A 17,450-nucleotide genomic window follows, 5' to 3' on the forward strand; every position below is an offset into this window, starting at 1 on the left:
TTTGAATTCATCTATGTCGAATTAATGATAACCATGCAATTGACGATAAAGCCCTGGGGTAACCCCTGTCCATTTTTTAAATGCGCGATGGAAGGTACTGGTTTCACTAAAGCCCACTTGTTGTGCTACATCTTCCAATGTTAAATCCGGATTTAACAACAAATGAATCGCAGCATCTCGACGTAAGGCGTCTTTAACACCTTGGTAACTCTTACCTTCTGCTGCCAAGCGACGGCGCAAGGTTTGTGGTGATAAATACAACATTGAAGCCACATCATTTAAGGTTGGCATTTCTTCACCAATTTGACTCTTTAAGACTTCACGAATACGCGAAGTTAAAGAATTGGTATTTTTGAACTTCACCAAAAGCTGAGCAGGCGCAGCTTTTAAAAACTCTTCTAAACTTGCTTCATCCTGACGAATCGGTAAATCCAAATAGTCTGCGGCAAAAGTAATTTCAGTACGTGGCATATCAAATTGCATCACTGGTGCAAAGAACAGCGCATCATACTCATCTGCATGATTTGGACGCGGGTAACCAAAATGTACCCGTTCTAAAGGAATACGACGTTCAATTAACCATGAAGCTAAACCATGCCAAATCATCAACATACTTTCAGTAATAAAATGATCAGGGTCCATGGTTTTTGGAATCAATGGCACTAAACGCGCTTCATGTTTATCACGTTCAACCGCGACCGACCATTCATCCCCAAATAATTTATAAAATTGTGATGATAACTCTAAAGCATCACCCAAAGTTTTAGCGTGGATAATCAATTGGCACATGATGGCAAAAGATCCCAAACGACGAGGTTGGATATCAAAGCCAACATGTTCATCTTGGGTCACCATCCACAGCATTTTCACAAAACGTGTATATTGCTCTGGTGAAATACGTGCTTTAGGTTGGCGAAGTAATTCTGCTTCTATGCCAACATGTGAAAGTAAGGTGTCAACGTCCATTCCTAGACGCTTCACACCTGTTAAGGCGGCATTCACAAAATGGATACTGATCGTATCACGACTCATGGTAAATCCTTCACTCTCTTTGATGTTCACTAACAATTGACCTAAATGACGCTAAAAAATGTTTTATTGGCGATTTACAACAGTGCAGATCACCTTTTTACATCATAAATTGCCGAAATGATCAAGGTAAATGGCTGAACATGACATTGTTTTGTTAATTTTATATTTCTATTATGGGTGTAAAATCAAGACAGTATTGGTAAAAACAATTATGACAACAGCTTTAAAGGGATTGAAAGTACTCGATTTTTCCACTTTATTACCCGGTCCATTTGCAACTTTATACCTTGCAGACCTAGGTGCAGAAGTGATCCATATTGAATCGCCAACGCGTCCAGATCTGGTGCGCTTGTTCCCGCCTTATGCCAATGGACAAGCGACTTCACACAGTTATCTCAACCGAAATAAACAATCCGTCACTTTAGATTTAAAAGATCCTGCCAGCATTGAGCAAGTTAAACAGAAGATTTCTGAGTTTGATATTGTCGTTGAACAATTTCGTCCGGGAGTGATGCAACGTTTGGGTTTGGATTATCAAACTTTGGCTGAAATTAACCCACGTTTAATTTACTGTTCAATTACGGGTTATGGCCAAACTGGCTCATATAAAGATAAAGCTGGACATGATATTAACTATATTGCCCTGTCTGGTATCGCAGGACACTGTGGTCGCCAAGACAGTGGACCACCGCCGATGGGGATTCAAATCGCAGATGTAGCAGGTGGTTCCTTACATGCTGTCATCGGTATTCTTGCTGCTGTAGTTGAACGCCAAAATAGTGGTCTGGGACAATATATTGATATTTCCATGACCGATTGTGTGGTTGGACTCAATAATATGGCAGCCGCAGCCAGTTTGGCGGGTGGTCAACAGCAGCAACGTGAATCTGAACAACTTAATGGCGGCACCTTTTATGATTATTATGAAACGGCCGATGCTCGTTACTTATCTATTGGTAGCTTAGAGCCACAATTTATGACTGGACTGGCAAGCGCGTTAGAATTGCCAATCCTTCTACAAAAAGGTGCTTCTTTCGATACTGAAGATCGTCAAATGGTCAAGCAAGCGATTCGAGATAAAATTAAAAGTAAAAATCTGGCTGAATGGAATCAACTGTTTGAACAACTGGACGTTTGCGTAGAACCCGTACTGAGTTTAGATGAAGCACTACAGTCCCAAATTTCTCAACAACGCAATTGGGTGGTCAATGTGCCATTGAAGCCTAATTCTGATCAAACTGAACCACAGTTAGCCTGTCCAATTAAGTTTTCAAGATCACAAATGCAATATCACTATATTGGCCAACAACTGGGTGAAGGGAAATGGTAATTGCCCATTTAATACAACACAATTCAAGTTAAATAAAATTACAATTCTGTCATTTTACTTACAATTTGTATAATTTGTAACCTCAGCATCCTGTGTAATCTTAATTCTAAATACGTTACACAGGTAAGCTGATCTTTTCAGATCAATTTTAATCTATGGTTTTTCAATTAATTTTTAAATAAAATTTAGTAGTTTAAAAACAATAGATTAAATTGACCAAAAACACCCAAAAACCCAATATTCATTTATTAAAAAATTATCACCATGAGATAAAATACTCACATTAATTACAATTAAAAGTCAAAAATAATAGATTTTTATACAAATATGAGAGTATTATAAATAATTAGTTACAAAGTGTTATCAAGGTCACCAAATATGAATAAATCTAAAGGTCACTTTTATTGGGCTATCAGCTTATTATCTTTATGTAGTTCTTTTCAAAGTGCTCATGCAGCTGAAGCATTTAATGCAGAAAGCCCATGGATGTTTGGTGATTGGAACGGAAAAAGAACCGAGCTCCAACAAAAAGGTTATGACTTCAGCTTCGGCTATACCGGCGAATTAGCCACCTTATTAGATTCAAAAAACCATTCAAGCCATGGTACTGAGTATGCAGATCAGTTTGCGATTGGTAGTCATGTAGACTTGGAAAAAGTGCTTGGATGGAAAGACACTGAAGCCCAAATCACCATCACTGAACGTAATGGTCGTTCATTGTCGCAAACTTCTGATGCCCTTGCAGGACAACTCAGCTCAACCCAAGAAGTTTGGGGTCGCGGTCAAACTTGGCGCTTAACTGATTTTTGGATCAAGAAAAAATTCTTTGAGCAAAAATTAGATATTAAAGTGGGTCGTTTTGGCGAAGGCGAGGATTTTAACAGCTTTGACTGTGATTTTCAAAACCTTGCACTTTGTGGCTCTCAAGTGGGTAACTGGGTAGGCGACCAATGGTATAACTGGCCTGTTAGCCAATGGGCTGCGCGAGTTAAATATAACATCCAACCTGACTTATATGCTCAAGTCGGTGCTTATGAATACAATCCTGAAAACTTAGAACGTGGCAAGGGGTTTAACTTAAGTACAGACGGTTCACATGGTGCAATTATTCCTGCGGAAGTGGTTTGGCAACCAAAACTCAGTGCTGCAAAATTGCCAGGCGAATATCGTTTGGGCTATTACTATAGTACTGTCGATGCACAACGCATTAAAAATCCAAATGAAACAGATCATAAACAAGGTGGATGGCTGGTTGCCAAGCAACAATTTACAGCACACCACGGTGATGCACGTCGTGGCTTAACTGGTTTCATTAATTTAACCATTCATGACTCAGACACAAACACTGTCGACAATATGCAAAATATTGGACTGGTCTATAAAGGTCCTTTCGATGCGCGCCCTCAAGATGATGTCGCAATCGGTTTTTCTCGTATCAGCATCAACAATGATGTGAACGATACTCAAATTCGTCAACAAGATGAAGAGTACAACACTGAAATTTACTACGGTGTACATGCAACAAATTGGCTGACGATCCGTCCAAATGTGCAATATATTCGTCATGTTGGGGCATATAAAGATGGCGAAAATGCATGGGTTGGCGGTATCAAATTCCAAACTGCATTCTAGTGTTATAGATCATAAATATTTCGATGCAATTTTAACTCTTCTCTCCCCTCGCATCGAAATATTTAAAATCTAAAAATTTAAACAATGTGCTTCATCAATCCTCAATGGAAAGGTAAAGCATAAAAAATTAATCAAATAGATAGGTGGTCAATATGCAAACTCCATCTTCAGGACTCAGAACCCTAACAGTTGTGATTGCAATTGTTTTCGGTGTAGTTCTATTAGGCGGCGGAGTATGGCTGGCAGCACTGGGTGGGTCTTGGTACTACATCATTGCCGGGATACTTTTCATTGCAACAGCAATCTTATTACGCAAATTAAATAGTTCTGCTTTATATGTCTATGCAGCATTAGTACTCGGCACAGTTGTCTGGGGACTCTGGGAAGTCGGTTCAGACTTCTTCGCGCTTGCACCGCGTTTAGATATTTTAGGTGTGTTTGGCTTATGGCTACTCATTCCAGCAGTAACACGTGGTTTCGATGCCAAAGGTGCTAAAATTGCACTTTCAGGTACATTGGCGATCACCATTGCGGTTATGGCTTATTCTATCTTTAATGATCCACAAGAAATTCGTGGGACTTTAACCAGTAAACAACCAACGCCAGCAGCGATTGATGGTATTGCAGATGCAGACTGGCCAGCTTATGGTCGGACTCAATCTGGTTTACGCTATTCTCCGTTGAATCAAATCAACTCAGAGAATGTTAAAGATCTTAAAGTTGCTTGGACCTACCGTACAGGTGAATTCAAAACTGAAAATGATTCAGGCGAAACAACCAATCAGGTCACACCGATTAAAATCGGGAATAACATGTACCTGTGTACAACCCATCAAAAATTGGTTTCTCTTGATCCTTCTACAGGTAAAGAGAAATGGGTATTTGATCCAAAACTCAAAGCGGATAATACCTTCCAACATTTAACTTGTCGTGGTGTTTCTTATTACGATGCAGACAATACCGTTGGTTTCGCTGCAAGTTTACAAGCAAAAAAATCCTCATCTACCGAATGTCCGCGTAAAGTTATTTTACCAGTCAATGATGGTCGTATCGTTGCGGTAAATGCTGAAACAGGTAAAGCATGTTCTGACTTTGGTCATAACGGTGAAGTTGATTTACAAAAGGATATGCCATTCCCTTATCCGGGTGGTTATATTCCAACATCACCACCTGTTGTCACAGGCACCACAATTATCATTGGTGGTTCAACGACAGATAACTATTCGACTCAAGAGCCTTCTGGTGTTATCCGTGGTTATGATGTAAATACTGGTGCATTACTTTGGGTATTTGATACAGGTGCTGAAAATCCGAATCAGATTCCGGGTCCTGGTCAGAAATATGTCCAAAACTCACCGAATGCATGGGCTCCGCTTGCATATGATGCAAAACTCGATATCGTTTATGTACCAACAGGTGTAGGTACGCCAGATATTTGGGGTGGTAACCGTACCAAGCTGCATGAACGCTATGCAAACTCAATGTTAGCAATCAATGCAACAACAGGTAAATTGATCTGGAACTTCCAAACAACTCACCATGATTTGTGGGATATGGATGTACCATCACAGCCAACCTTAGCTGATATCAAAGACAAAACTGGACAAACTGTTCCAGCAATCTATGTATTGACTAAAACAGGCAATGCCTTTGTTTTAGACCGCCGTAACGGTAAAGCAATTGTACCGATTAACGAACGTCCAGTACCACAAAGTGTAAAACGTGGTCCGCAAACTAAGGGTGAATTCTATTCTCCAACGCAACCGTTCTCAGACTTTAACTTAGCACCTCAAGAAAAATTAACGGATAAACAAATGTGGGGCGCAACCATGTTTGACCAGTTAATTTGTCGTGTGTCATTCCACAAGTTAAATTATGACGGTATTTATACTCCACCTTCAGAAAACGGAACTTTAGTTTTCCCTGGTAACTTGGGTGTATTTGAATGGGGTGGCTTATCACTTAACCCTGACCGTCAAATCGCAGTCATGAATCCAATTGGCCTACCTTTTGTCAGTCGATTGATTCCTGCTGATCCTAACCGTAAACAAACAGCCAAAGGTGCAGGTACAGAAGCGGGTGTTCAACCCATGTATGGCGTCCCTTACGGTGTTGAAATCAGTGCATTCCTTTCACCATTTGGCCTACCGTGTAAACAACCTGCATGGGGTTATGTTGCTGGTGTAGATTTGAAAACGCATGATGTAGCTTGGAAACGTCGTATTGGTACAATTCGTGACAGTATGCCAGGTATTCCATTGCCACCATTTAAAATGGGTGTGCCAATGTTAGGTGGTTCGATCTCAACAGCGGGTAATGTGATGTTCATTGGAGCAACACAAGATGATTACATCCGAGCAATCAATGTCAGCAATGGTGATGAGCTATGGAAAGGTCGTCTACCAGCAGGTGGGCAAGCAACACCGATGACCTATGAAAGCAATGGTAAACAATACGTTGTGATCATGGCGGGTGGTCATGGTTCATTTGGTACCAAAATGGGTGACTCTATCGTTGCTTATGCATTACCAGATAAATAATCTTAAATTGAGGTAAATAAAAAACAGGTCTTGATGGCCTGTTTTTTATTGCTTTATCTAAATCCATACACTTGTATAAAAGTGAATGTACTTTTTGAGTGAGGAAGACATTCTATCCCCCGTTTGATCGCGATATCCATATCGCCATGCGATAGCCAATCCTTAAAATGCCCTACTCTTTACCTGACCATCAAAATGAAAACAATCTTCAATACGAATTTTTTGCACAGTTGAAAGCTGGTCAAAGTCAAACCATCGATATTCAGAATGCTCATCACTTAAATTGATTGACTGATCGTTCTGCAATGTACACCTAAACATAAATGCATGGGAATTTACTGCAGCATGATAATAAACCCCTGATAAATATTCGATCGAAACATCACAGCCTAATTCTTCTTGGCACTCACGAATCAGCGCATCATGCACTGTTTCTCCCTGATCCAGCCCGCCACCAGGTAAGCCCCATGCACAATCTGCATAGGTTGCTTTCAATAACAAGACTTGTCGATTTTCATTAAAAATCACAGCGTGCGAACTCAAACGATAAAAATCATGAAATCCCATTGCTCAAAACCCACTTAATTGATTATCTTGCCAAATAACATTTTGAAAAAATTAAACGTAGCGCATAAACAATTGCCATAGCAAAAACAGCATAACCCACTTGGGTAAAGATCATCGGAATACAGAGTACGATGGCGGCTGTAATTGGATAAAACCATTTCTTGATTCCTGAAAGATGGTGAATTTCCTGTAACAACCAAAGGCTCGCAGTATAGACAATCAAAGAGATAGCAACAAAATAACTGACGATGTCAGCCGAGATCTCAGCCTTATGCGTCACCACATCCACCGCAGCAGCTAAACCCGCACCAAGGGCAGCAATACTCACGAAAATAAAAAAGTGACCATAGCCCCATGAAAATGCACGTTTACGACTATTGAGTCGTTCAGCCACATCATGATCGAAATATGCCCACCACATGGTAAACATAATCAATAAGCCACCAATGGTCAAAAAGATTAATTCTTGGCTTAACAACTGATTATTTAATGCATCAGAAATTGCTGCAAAACTTCCAATGATCGATTCACCAAGGACAATGATGGTGAGTAAGGCATAACGCTCAGAAATATGATGTGGATGCCACGGTGTCATGTTATTTACTTCAGCAAAGATGGGCACACTCAGTTCAGCAATGACCAAAAGTAGAAACAAATAAATGGTAAAATTTATCGGGGTAAAATGAAAAAGTAACCAGCCAATCTGTACGATGATAATACCAGCCGCATATCTCAACGCTGTTTGTTTACGCTCAGGATCATTTTTGGCAACACGAAACCATTGTGTAACGAGGCCCAAACGCATGATGACATAACCAATAATGATCACATCAAAATCTTGTTGCTGAAATGCGCTAGGTATCCCTGCTGCAATCACAAGTGAACCAATAATCTGCACAAAGGTCATGATTCGATAAAATACATCATCATTGTCGTAGGCAGATGCAAACCAGCTAAAGTTCATCCATGCCCACCACAACGCAAAGAACACCATAAAATAAAGTGTTAAGCCATGTGATAAATGATTTTCGATAATGCTATGGTGTAATTGTTGCCCTGCTGTAGCAATGGCGACCACAAAAATTAAGTCAAATAACAATTCTAATGAGGTTGCAGCGCGATGTGGTTCGTGTGGATTTCGTGGTGCAAGTGGCTTTAACCACCCATATTTTACAAATAATGAATTTGGCATTATTTTCACATTATTGAGATTATTATCATGATTTTTCCAAAACTCTAGCTTTCATTCAAGTAAAAAACTGAGTTCTTTTGACAATTTTGTTAATGATCTAACATCTATCTCTTAAATTTAAAAATTCATAAATAAAAAGCCCAATCAAAGGGCTTAATAACAAACAAATCTAGCTTGCTAAACCACTAATTTCAATTTAGCAATGTCTTTGATCACGATCGCTTTACCAGTGCTCATATCAATCGGCATCGAAATATGTTGATGTACGACTAACCATTGATCACCTTTCTTTTTCAGACACAATGTAGTTCGACACCATGGCATCTGCAACTTATCTTTAAGCACAGAATTTTCCACTTTTGAATGGCAATGCAATACAGCCAAATCATTTGACGCATAGATCTTCATATTGCGACGTACAATTTGCACATTTTCACTAAAATATGGACTGAATTTCTCCCATTCTTTTTTGTACGCATCGATACCGTCTAATTGTATACTCACATCAAACATATTGATATCATCCGCACATTGATCTAATAGATGATCAATTTTATTACCAAGAACAGCAGCATCCCATAATTCAATTTGAGATATTATCTCGTCGGCAATTTTCACATTACCATCGATTGCTATTTTCATCATAAAACCTCATTATTCTTATTTGTGATGAATTTAACACTTAACAAGTATTATGTGAAGTGTTTTGTTTATTTTTTCATATCTAATCAATTTAAATCAAAATAATCACTGTTCATTAATCTGATTTAAGCAGTTTATAAAACCAACCCTATTATGCTTAGATATTAACCAAAACCTTTCACAAAAATAAATCACTCAATAATACAAATAGATATAAAAAATTCGCACTTCATCATAAAAAGCTTATTTCTAATTTAGTTAATAATTCTTCAATAATTTATTAACTAAATTTAATAATCTTTTTAATTAATGTTGAAGCTGTTATTAAATAATCATTCTCCTTTTATTTAATATTGAAGTTAGCCTAACATATTTAAACTTTAAAAAATCTTTAAAAAAATCATATATGACTATGAGAAAAAATCATACTACCCCTCCAATATAAGAAGAAACTCAAAACTAAAAATATAAATAGATGATCTAAACTGATATCCAACTCAAGTTTATATATTACGCTTGGAATGATTATTCTATACAACTTAATAATATATATTTTTATGGTTTAATTTCTATGTTTTAAAACCCATTGTAACCATTCAAATATTAGAATTTTATTACCATAAATAGACACTTATTTTTTATCATTTGTTTTTTAGATTCAAAAAAAGCATGTCATTGCAATGACATGCTTTTACTGATTGATGTGGATCATTTATTGCGGATTTAGGTTGGTTCTGTTAAATCTTTTATTTTCTCTGAAGGGCCATTTTTCTTCACCGACTCAATTCCATTATCTCGAGCAGCATCGCCTGAATAGAATTGACTTGTTCCGATAATTTGATGATTTGCTGCTTTTAAGTTGAAATAAGGTTTACCATTTTTCGCTTCTAGGCGATCATAACGTGCATCATCTGGGCTATTTTTTTGCACAGATGCAATACCATTTTGTGCAGAAGCTTTTGCTTTATAGAGCTCACTGGTGAGAATAATTTCCCCATTTCCTGCTTTTAATACAAAGCGATATTGACCATCTTTAGCTTGACTAATTTCATACCATCCTGACATGGTTCACCTCTTCATTATTTTCGGTTTATTTTATTTCACAGCGCTTATTGGACATAAATTACGCTACTGATATGAAATATAAATGACTTTTCATGTTAAAAAAAGATTAATTTGTTATAACTTTATTGTTTATGTAACGATGCAGAGTTACATAGTTCAAATCAGAAGAATGCTTTTATTATTAAGTCACAATAAAATTTAAAGCCATTTAAAAAAAATGACTTTAAATTTAGATTCTGCATTTAGCCACTAACGATCAATGATCAAAAAAACCTGTGCTGGTATAACCTGGATAGACTGTTTTCATTAAACGCTCGATTTCCGAATCATTGCCACGTAAAAAATTTTCCAAACAATCCCGAAATACCGCAAAAGGAAGGTCATCGTTATCAAAACTGGGCATCTCTTCAGATTTAAACAAACCAAAAAAATGCGATTTTTGTTGTTTTTGATAGAGTTCAGCATGTGCATTAAAGTTATATTGATTGCGACTATAAACCACAAATAGTCCGCCGAACTTACGCCCAGTTTGGATATGCTCAATTTGAAAAAAAGGAAAATCACCGTGGTGCTCCTCCATGTATCCCCAGACGACTTGTTGCATCCAATCAATCTGATCAAAACGACTTAAAATTTGCGTTGTTGCATTACTTTCAAAATCAAGAGAAGTTATTTCAAGCTCTTTAAATAACTCAATTCGAATTTTAAAACTCATCAGGATTACCTTTTATACACGTCGATTATTTAAAGCATTCAGATTTTTGAAAAGCGACAAGAAAACAGCAGGCTCGGAACACTATGAATCAGCTGTTTCAGCACTCAATTCGATGAACAAACTAACAGATTACTGGAATATCAATCCATGCACTGTTCGGAAAATGTTTCACCAAATAATGCTTTAAAAATTCTGCGGTATCTTTTGAAATCAGTTCATCCTGAGATTCATCATTTAAATTATAAGCAAGTGCATAAAGCTCAAGCCCACGACTTTTTAAAGCCTCTAAACTTAAAATCGTATGATTAATACTGCCCAATCGGCCTGAGCTGACTAAAATCACAGGAAGCTTTTTCTGGGCCACATAATCAATTGAAAGTAAGCTGGTGGTTAGGGGTACCATCAATCCACCTGCACCCTCTAACAAAACAACATCATACGTTTCAGAAAGTCGTTGAGTAGCATCTGCAATTTTTTCAAAATCAATCTCACGCCCATCAATTTTGCTGGCTAAATGAGGCGATGCAGGATAGCTAAAGATTTCAGGCATGGTGAGCTTGGTTTCATCCTCTGGAAACCAGCCCATTCCCATAATCTCACGATGTTGTTCGATATCTTCTGAAATATCGGTATTACCCGTTTGGATTAATTTCTGCGTAATGGTTTTTTGACCTTGCTCATTCCATAATTTGGCTAAATATCCGGTGGTATAGGTTTTGCCAATTCCAGTATCTATTCCACTGATAAAGTAAACTGATCCAGTCATGACATTCTCCGCAAAATACAATAAATAGGATGATAAGTCAGTGAGTAGCGTATATTTCCTGACTGATCAGCCTGTGAAAACTGTTGATAGTGATGATAAAAATCGGCGAGACTCTGCTTTGTCCATCTAAAGCCAGATGCTGTCGCAGTCACTCCTGTGGCTTTTAAATGCTGCAAAATATATTTGGGATGAGAAAAATTGAGATGCTCAATTTGCTCTGAAATATGTAGAATTTCAAAACCATTTCGCTTTAATTGTTGTTGCAGATCGTCAAGGGATAGGTAATTCAGACCTTGCCCTGTTAAGCTTTTAATTTCCTGTAAGTTATGCTGTCCAAAAGTTGAAAAACAAAAATACGCATTAGGATTTAAATGATGAAAGGCTTGTTGAAAAATGCCATTTAAATCACTCATCCATTGTAAAACGGAACTTGAGCTAATTAAGTCTAAATATTTTGGAAATTCAAGCTGTTCTATATCACCAATCCGATATTCAATCGGTTTATCCGCAGAAAAATGCTGCTGAACTTCCGGATATAGATCATTTAAAATCAAATGTTTAATTTGCAAATTTTGCAGTAAAAGCTCAGTTAAATTTCCTGAACCACAACCGATTTCAAACACATTTTCATAGTGTGCTGGGCAATATTCACTTATTAAATTAAACAGTTGTTGTGCAATATTTTTTTGTACGACCGCATGTTCAGTATAGCTCTGCCCTGCCTGAGCAAAACGCAAGGCAACCTGTGATTTATCAATTTCTGGATGTTTCACATTCAACTCACAGCAACGGAGTTAGCTGATCTAGATCAGCTTGGGTGATTTGAGCAGTTAAACAGATACGTAACCGTGAGCTGTGTTGCGGCACAGTCGGGGGACGTACAGGCATAATATAAAATCCCACATCTTGTAATGCTTTGGCCTTTTCAACCGTTTTAATCGAGTCACCTACAATGACCGGAACAATATGTGATGTTGATGGGCACTCAAAACCTTTGCTTTGAACAGCCTGTTGTAGATACTGACTTGTAGACTGCAAATATTGACGGCGCTGATCTAAGCCTAAAACTTTCTGAAAAATAAAGTTTGTCCATGCCATACATATTGGCGGTTGTGCTGTACTGAAAATCAAAGAGCGCATAGCATTAATCAAATAATCCCGAATCACAGCATGACAAATTAAATAACCGCCAACTGAAGCGATTGCCTTACCAAAAGTCCCCACGAGTAGATCAATCTCATCAATCACCGCATATTGTTCAGCACAACCTAAGCCCTGCTCACCACGTACTCCAATTGCATGTGCCTCATCTACATAGAGCATGACTTTGCAAAACTGTTGCTTAATACTCACCAATGCAGCTAAGTCAGTTTCATCACCATCCATACTAAAAATCGACTCAGTCACGACAATAATGCGCTCGAAAGCCTCATCTGCATGATATTTTTGTAAAAGCTGATTCAAATGATTTAAATCATTATGACGATAACGCACATATTTGGCAGAGGATAAACGAATCCCATCAATCATACTGGCATGAATCAATTTATCTGCCAGAATCAGCGTTTTACTGTCTGCAAGTGCAGGTAAAATACCAATATTCATATGATAGCCGCTGTTAAATAACAATGCCGCCCGACCATGAAAAGCCTGAGTTAAACTATTTTCAAGCAGTTCATATTCTGGAAAATGTCCAGTCAACAAACGTGAAGACGAAGAACTCATTCGTCGTTGATCATTTGGTGTTTCATCAAAAAACTGTTCACGTAATGTGAGATCAGATGCCAATCCTAGATAATCATTTGAAGCCAAATTGAGCATTTGATGCTGATCAAGGCGAATATAACGTCCTTGCTGAACATTCGAACGAAATTGGCGTAAATTGCCTTGCTGTTTAAGCACATCAAGCTGCTGTGAAAAATGTTCAAGGTGCGTATTGATCAAGCTCATGTGCTTTGCTCCATACCTTTGACCACCTCGACCAATTGTTCCAGCAAAGTTTTTAATTCTTGTGCTGTGATGACGTATGGAGGCATGACATAGACCAATTTACCAAATGGTCGTATCCAGATACCACGACGTACAAATTCCTGTTGTAAGGTTTTCATATCGACATTCACAGTCAATTCAACCACACCAATCGCACCAAGAACTCGCACATCATCAACATGATTAAGGGACTGTAAGGGCTGTAAGGCATCTCTAAGCTGAGCTTCAATTCGTTGAATATTGCTCTGCCAATCTTGAGAAATTAATAATTGTGTACTTTTGACAGCAACGGCGCATGCCAAGGGATTTGCCATAAAGGTTGGGCCGTGCATAAACACACCCGCTTCGCCCTGACTTATCGTTTCAGCAATATGCTTGGTGGTTAATGTCGCAGAAAGCGTCATATAGCCACCCGTTAAACCTTTACCGATACACATAATGTCAGGTTCAACTTGTGCATGCTCCCATGCAAATAGTTTTCCTGTACGCCCAAAACCCGTAGCGATTTCATCAAAAATCAGCAAAACATTGTATTTTTCGCAAAGCAATTTGGCTTGACGCAAATATTCAGGATGGTAAAAACGCATCCCTCCCGCACCTTGTACAATTGGCTCAAGAATTAAACCTGCAATCGTTGCATGCTGTTCAGCCAAAGTTTTCTCAAGTTCAGCAATGTCACTTTGATCCCATTGCTCATAAAATCCGACTTGAGGGGCTGGAACAAATAAGCGATTGGGCAAACTTGAACCAAAAATTTGATGCATGCCCGTTACAGGGTCACAAACAGACATCGCATTCCACGTATCGCCATGATAGCCAGATCTTGGGGTAACAAAATTAGTTTTCTCTGTATAGCCCTGTGAAGACCAAAACTGTACAGCCATCTTCAATGCCACTTCTACAGCGACAGAACCAGAATCGGCAAAGAACACCTTATCTAAATTAGGTGGGCTAAGTTGAACCAGTAATTTTCCAAGCTGGATCGCTGGATCATGGGTAAATCCACCAAACATGATATGTGACATATCCTGTAACTGATCTGTCACCGCTTGATTCAACTCAGGATGATTATAACCATGAATCGCACACCACCACGAAGACATCCCATCTATCAATTGGCGTCCGTCTTCAAGTTCAATGGTTGCACCATAGGCTTTTTTAACCTTAAAGGTCGGTAAAGGATTGGTCATAGAAGTATATGGATGCCAAATATGTTGCCGATCAAAGTCCAGATCATCTAACTTTGATTGTTCAAGATCGACATCATCAAACCCATTATTTAAATCGGTCATCCGTTCACTCCATGTGCATTACAATTACAGCAAAAAACAGTTTAGCGATGTTAAACCTGCGCGCAATAAAAATAAATTGCGAGATTCACCACTGATCCATAGATTTATTCTATTTTTTGTAAATATTGGCAGATTTTGTCACTTAGACTTAAAAAATCAAAAACTGGAACGCCATGTGAACCATTTACCAGCTCGACATCTAAAAACTTTGCTGTGAAATTTTTAAATTTCTCATAGACTTTGTCACTAACTAAGAAATCCTGTTGAGCAAATATATGATACTGTTTGCCGGCATAGTTATTTAAGATCGCGACATTATTTAATTGCTCAAGACACGCCAATCCCTGTTTTAATAACGCTAAATTTTGCGGCTGAATCAAACTTTGCAAATGTACAAAATCTTCTCGCGTGGTTGCGGTGCCCTGACAAACCATAAAACCAAATTTCTTTAATGTCGCAATCGCATCATGTTCAAAGGACTGTTTAAAGTTATGAAAGGTTGTTTGGCTCATTGCCGTTTGCCATTCAGCATTTGCGACAAAACAAGGATTTGAAGCCAGTGTAATCAAGACTTTTTGCTGTTGATATTGCTGTTCAATTTGCTCGACTAACAAAGTCGCCAATTGTCCACCTAAAGACCAACCACAAATCACATCAAAATCTTTGGCTTGCTCCACCTGCTGTTGTAAGACACGTTCATCCAATGCATTAAAGATATTGATTAATACAACCTCATGGCCTTGCTGTTGTAAAGCCTGTTGTAAAGCATGAAGTAGTTTGGTTCCACCGCCCCAACCTGTGATCAGCAAAATACGTCGATTCAATTTAAATCACTATAAAACAGTAACGATGTTTTATTAGAGCATGCTTAAAATTGAAGGACAATCGGACTTACAACTATTTCTGATCTTGTAAATCGACCAATAAGCTGGCTGGAATCACTTTTTGCCAAGTGCGTTTAAATTCCTGATGTACTTGATCGATTGCAAACTGACTTTTTCTCGAAATTTCATGTGCTTTTGCAATATCATCTGCACGTGTATAAGCAATCAAATAATCTAGTCCATCCAGTTCCATATGGAACCATGATTCAACATGCACACCTTCAGCCTGAAGTGTTTCAATTGCCTCATGCTTACGCCTATTCAATTGATTTTGCCATGCAACAACATCGTCCATCACCGCTACTTTCAGTTGAATCAATACTGCACCGACATCCATAACGTTAGGTTCTATTTATTTTAAATGGTCTTTCATCATAAATGGCATGTGAACAATTGCAAACATTTTACATACCGCCAAAACCTTAAAATTTGCTAAGATCAAATCAGAATCAATTTAGGAAAGTGTTTGTCATGAAACTATCACGACTGTTCAGTATTAGCTTACTTTCCGTTTCAGCTTTATGCATATTGAACACGGCCAGCCATGCGGAAAGCTCTATCCTCTCCAAACTGGATTCCAACCAAAAGCAATGGGTAGGTAAGCCTGCACCAAGTTTTAAACTACAAGATCAAAATTCAAAATGGCATGAACTGAGTCAATATAAAGGTAAATGGGTTGTATTATATTTTTACCCAAAAGATGATTCACCTGGCTGTACACAAGAGGCCAATCAATTTAAATCACTCTACCCACAATTTATAAAGAATAATGCGGTGGTGCTCGGTGTAAGTTTGGATGATGTGAAATCTCATCAAAAGTTCTCCGAAAAGCTGGGACTAAATTTTCCAATTCTTGCCGATAGCAATCATCAACTCGCAGACCAGTTTGAAATCATCCGAAACTTAGGCATTGCCAAAATAGCAAAACGAGAAACTTTTTTGATTGATCCACAAGGAACGATTGTGTATCACTATAGCAGTGTAAATACCCAAACACATGCCGATCAAGTTTTAGCGGATATTCAGAAGTTTTCAAAGAAATAACGACTGAAGCATTAAAAAAAGCCTTTAGATGAATATCTAAAGGCTTTTTTTAATCTAAAACGTATCACCTTAAGCAAGAAACTTAATGTGTCTTACATTTGAGATTGAATATAATTCTGTAAACCAATTAACTCGATCAAACCTAATTGTTTTTCAAGCCAGTAAGTATGATCTTCTTCAGTATCGTTCATTTGTTGACGCAGCATATCACGGGTCACGTAATCGCCTTTTTCTTCACATAGCTTTACGCCTTGCGCCAATTTTTCACGTACATGATATTCCAATGCCAAATCGGCTTTTAAACAGGTTACAACATCTTCACCTGTGACAATATCGTCACGCTTCATGTTCGGCGTACCTTCAAGGAAAAGTACACGGCGAATTAAAGCGTCTGCATGTGAAGCTTCTTCTTGCATTTCATGATCAATACGTTCATAAATTTTGCTTAAGCCCCAATCTTCATACATACGTGAATGAATAAGATACTGATCACGAGCAGCCAGTTCGCCACCGATCAACATATTTAGATAGTCTATGACTTCTGGATTGCCACGCATTTCAATTACTCCACATTCTTTTGCAATAGTATGGACAAATTTTGCAAGTTTTGCAAAAGACAAAATGTGTAAGTTTATGATTTTTATAAAATTAAAATGATAAACATACGCATTTGCAATTTGAATAAGTATTTTTTCATATAAAAAATAACCGCTTACAATATTTCATAGATGGTTTATTGGTGATTTTTCATCAAATTTCA

Annotated in this window: 17 protein-coding genes; 4 read left to right on the forward strand and 13 right to left on the reverse strand. The window is 38.0% G+C overall.

The window, feature by feature from the left end; all coding sequences use genetic code 11:
• Nucleotides 1–21: 21 nt before the first annotated feature.
• Nucleotides 22–1,032, reverse strand: a complete 1,011-nt coding sequence (locus F981_RS18140; RefSeq protein ID WP_004724010.1) for an AraC family transcriptional regulator — start codon at nucleotides 1,030–1,032, stop codon at nucleotides 22–24.
• A 211-nt stretch (nucleotides 1,033–1,243) separates the two neighbouring features.
• On the opposite strand from F981_RS18140, the gene F981_RS18145 reads away from it, so the two are divergent.
• The 3 genes from F981_RS18145 (at nucleotide 1,244) to F981_RS18155 (ending at nucleotide 6,534) form a co-directional block, all read left to right on the forward strand.
• On the forward strand, nucleotides 1,244–2,362 hold the full coding sequence (locus tag F981_RS18145) for a CaiB/BaiF CoA transferase family protein (protein WP_016539467.1): 1,119 nt from the start codon (nucleotides 1,244–1,246) through the stop codon (nucleotides 2,360–2,362).
• A 378-nt stretch (nucleotides 2,363–2,740) separates the two neighbouring features.
• Nucleotides 2,741–3,994, forward strand: a complete 1,254-nt coding sequence (locus F981_RS18150; RefSeq protein ID WP_004724012.1) for a carbohydrate porin — start codon at nucleotides 2,741–2,743, stop codon at nucleotides 3,992–3,994.
• A gap of 152 nt (nucleotides 3,995–4,146) precedes the next feature.
• Nucleotides 4,147–6,534 carry a glucose/quinate/shikimate family membrane-bound PQQ-dependent dehydrogenase gene (locus F981_RS18155; protein WP_004724013.1) on the forward strand — a complete coding sequence of 796 codons (2,388 nt, stop codon included), beginning with the start codon at nucleotides 4,147–4,149 and terminating at the stop codon, nucleotides 6,532–6,534.
• A 162-nt stretch (nucleotides 6,535–6,696) separates the two neighbouring features.
• On the opposite strand, the gene F981_RS18160 is transcribed toward F981_RS18155, so the two are convergent.
• The 11 genes from F981_RS18160 to F981_RS18210 form a co-directional block, all read right to left on the reverse strand.
• On the reverse strand, nucleotides 6,697–7,101 hold the full coding sequence (locus F981_RS18160) for an NUDIX hydrolase (protein WP_004724014.1): 405 nt from the start codon (nucleotides 7,099–7,101) through the stop codon (nucleotides 6,697–6,699).
• Between the two features lie 22 nt (nucleotides 7,102–7,123).
• Nucleotides 7,124–8,293, reverse strand: a complete 1,170-nt coding sequence (locus F981_RS18165; RefSeq protein ID WP_004724015.1) for a low temperature requirement protein A — start codon at nucleotides 8,291–8,293, stop codon at nucleotides 7,124–7,126.
• A 177-nt stretch (nucleotides 8,294–8,470) separates the two neighbouring features.
• Nucleotides 8,471–8,935 (reverse strand): YybH family protein, encoded by a 465-nt coding sequence (locus F981_RS18170; protein WP_004724016.1) that lies wholly within the window; start codon nucleotides 8,933–8,935, stop codon nucleotides 8,471–8,473.
• A 723-nt stretch (nucleotides 8,936–9,658) separates the two neighbouring features.
• Entirely contained in the window at nucleotides 9,659–10,000 is a 342-nt protein-coding gene (locus F981_RS18175; protein ID WP_004724017.1) for a YegP family protein, read from the reverse strand.
• A 256-nt stretch (nucleotides 10,001–10,256) separates the two neighbouring features.
• Nucleotides 10,257–10,715: a hypothetical protein gene (locus tag F981_RS18180; protein WP_004724019.1), complete on the reverse strand. Its 459-nt coding sequence runs from the start codon at nucleotides 10,713–10,715 to the stop codon at nucleotides 10,257–10,259.
• Nucleotides 10,716–10,836: 121 nt separating this feature from the next.
• Nucleotides 10,837–11,481, reverse strand: coding sequence for a dethiobiotin synthase (gene bioD, locus F981_RS18185; RefSeq protein WP_004724021.1), 645 nt, complete (start codon nucleotides 11,479–11,481; stop codon nucleotides 10,837–10,839).
• Nucleotides 11,478–12,254, reverse strand: a complete 777-nt coding sequence (bioC, locus tag F981_RS18190) for a malonyl-ACP O-methyltransferase BioC (RefSeq protein WP_004724022.1) — start codon at nucleotides 12,252–12,254, stop codon at nucleotides 11,478–11,480. Before bioC ends, bioD begins: the two co-directional genes overlap by 4 nt.
• Nucleotides 12,255–12,261: 7 nt before the next feature.
• Entirely contained in the window at nucleotides 12,262–13,431 is a 1,170-nt protein-coding gene (locus F981_RS18195) for an 8-amino-7-oxononanoate synthase (RefSeq protein ID WP_004724024.1), read from the reverse strand.
• Complete coding sequence (bioA, locus tag F981_RS18200; protein WP_004724027.1) at nucleotides 13,428–14,762, reverse strand: adenosylmethionine--8-amino-7-oxononanoate transaminase; 1,335 nt, start codon at nucleotides 14,760–14,762, stop codon at nucleotides 13,428–13,430. The genes F981_RS18195 and bioA overlap by 4 nt, the downstream gene beginning before the upstream one ends.
• Before the next feature lie 104 nt (nucleotides 14,763–14,866).
• Entirely contained in the window at nucleotides 14,867–15,586 is a 720-nt protein-coding gene (locus F981_RS18205; RefSeq protein ID WP_004724030.1) for a YqiA/YcfP family alpha/beta fold hydrolase, read from the reverse strand.
• Nucleotides 15,587–15,659: 73 nt separating this feature from the next.
• Entirely contained in the window at nucleotides 15,660–15,983 is a 324-nt protein-coding gene (locus F981_RS18210) for a DUF6176 family protein (RefSeq protein WP_004724032.1), read from the reverse strand.
• 134 nt (nucleotides 15,984–16,117) lie between these two features.
• On the opposite strand from F981_RS18210, the gene F981_RS18215 reads away from it, so the two are divergent.
• A complete protein-coding gene (locus tag F981_RS18215; protein WP_004724034.1) occupies nucleotides 16,118–16,690 on the forward strand; it encodes a peroxiredoxin in 573 nt (190 codons plus the stop codon).
• A 92-nt stretch (nucleotides 16,691–16,782) separates the two neighbouring features.
• Here F981_RS18215 and ftn read toward each other — a convergent pair whose 3' ends face one another.
• Nucleotides 16,783–17,247, reverse strand: a complete 465-nt coding sequence (gene ftn, locus F981_RS18220; RefSeq protein WP_004724037.1) for a heteropolymeric bacterioferritin subunit Ftn — start codon at nucleotides 17,245–17,247, stop codon at nucleotides 16,783–16,785.
• Nucleotides 17,248–17,450 lie beyond the last annotated feature (203 nt).

It is taken from the genome of Acinetobacter guillouiae CIP 63.46, from assembly GCF_000368145.1.
In the GTDB taxonomy this organism is placed as follows: Bacteria; Pseudomonadota; Gammaproteobacteria; order Pseudomonadales; family Moraxellaceae; genus Acinetobacter; species Acinetobacter guillouiae.

Coding starts and splice junctions, on each gene's coding strand:
- F981_RS18150 (WP_004724012.1), top strand. CDS start 2,741: ATGAATAAATCTAAAGGTCACTTTTATTGGGCTATCAGCTTATTATCT.
- F981_RS18215 (WP_004724034.1), top strand. CDS start 16,118: ATGAAACTATCACGACTGTTCAGTATTAGCTTACTTTCCGTTTCAGCT.
- ftn (WP_004724037.1), bottom strand. CDS start 17,247: ATGCGTGGCAATCCAGAAGTCATAGACTATCTAAATATGTTGATCGGT.
- F981_RS18195 (WP_004724024.1), bottom strand. CDS start 13,431: ATGAGCTTGATCAATACGCACCTTGAACATTTTTCACAGCAGCTTGAT.
- F981_RS18155 (WP_004724013.1), top strand. CDS start 4,147: ATGCAAACTCCATCTTCAGGACTCAGAACCCTAACAGTTGTGATTGCA.
- F981_RS18170 (WP_004724016.1), bottom strand. CDS start 8,935: ATGAAAATAGCAATCGATGGTAATGTGAAAATTGCCGACGAGATAATA.
- F981_RS18175 (WP_004724017.1), bottom strand. CDS start 10,000: ATGTCAGGATGGTATGAAATTAGTCAAGCTAAAGATGGTCAATATCGC.
- bioA (WP_004724027.1), bottom strand. CDS start 14,762: ATGACCGATTTAAATAATGGGTTTGATGATGTCGATCTTGAACAATCA.
- F981_RS18145 (WP_016539467.1), top strand. CDS start 1,244: ATGACAACAGCTTTAAAGGGATTGAAAGTACTCGATTTTTCCACTTTA.
- F981_RS18165 (WP_004724015.1), bottom strand. CDS start 8,293: ATGCCAAATTCATTATTTGTAAAATATGGGTGGTTAAAGCCACTTGCA.
- F981_RS18180 (WP_004724019.1), bottom strand. CDS start 10,715: ATGAGTTTTAAAATTCGAATTGAGTTATTTAAAGAGCTTGAAATAACT.
- F981_RS18160 (WP_004724014.1), bottom strand. CDS start 7,101: ATGGGATTTCATGATTTTTATCGTTTGAGTTCGCACGCTGTGATTTTT.
- bioD (WP_004724021.1), bottom strand. CDS start 11,481: ATGACTGGATCAGTTTACTTTATCAGTGGAATAGATACTGGAATTGGC.
- F981_RS18140 (WP_004724010.1), bottom strand. CDS start 1,032: ATGAGTCGTGATACGATCAGTATCCATTTTGTGAATGCCGCCTTAACA.
- F981_RS18210 (WP_004724032.1), bottom strand. CDS start 15,983: ATGGATGTCGGTGCAGTATTGATTCAACTGAAAGTAGCGGTGATGGAC.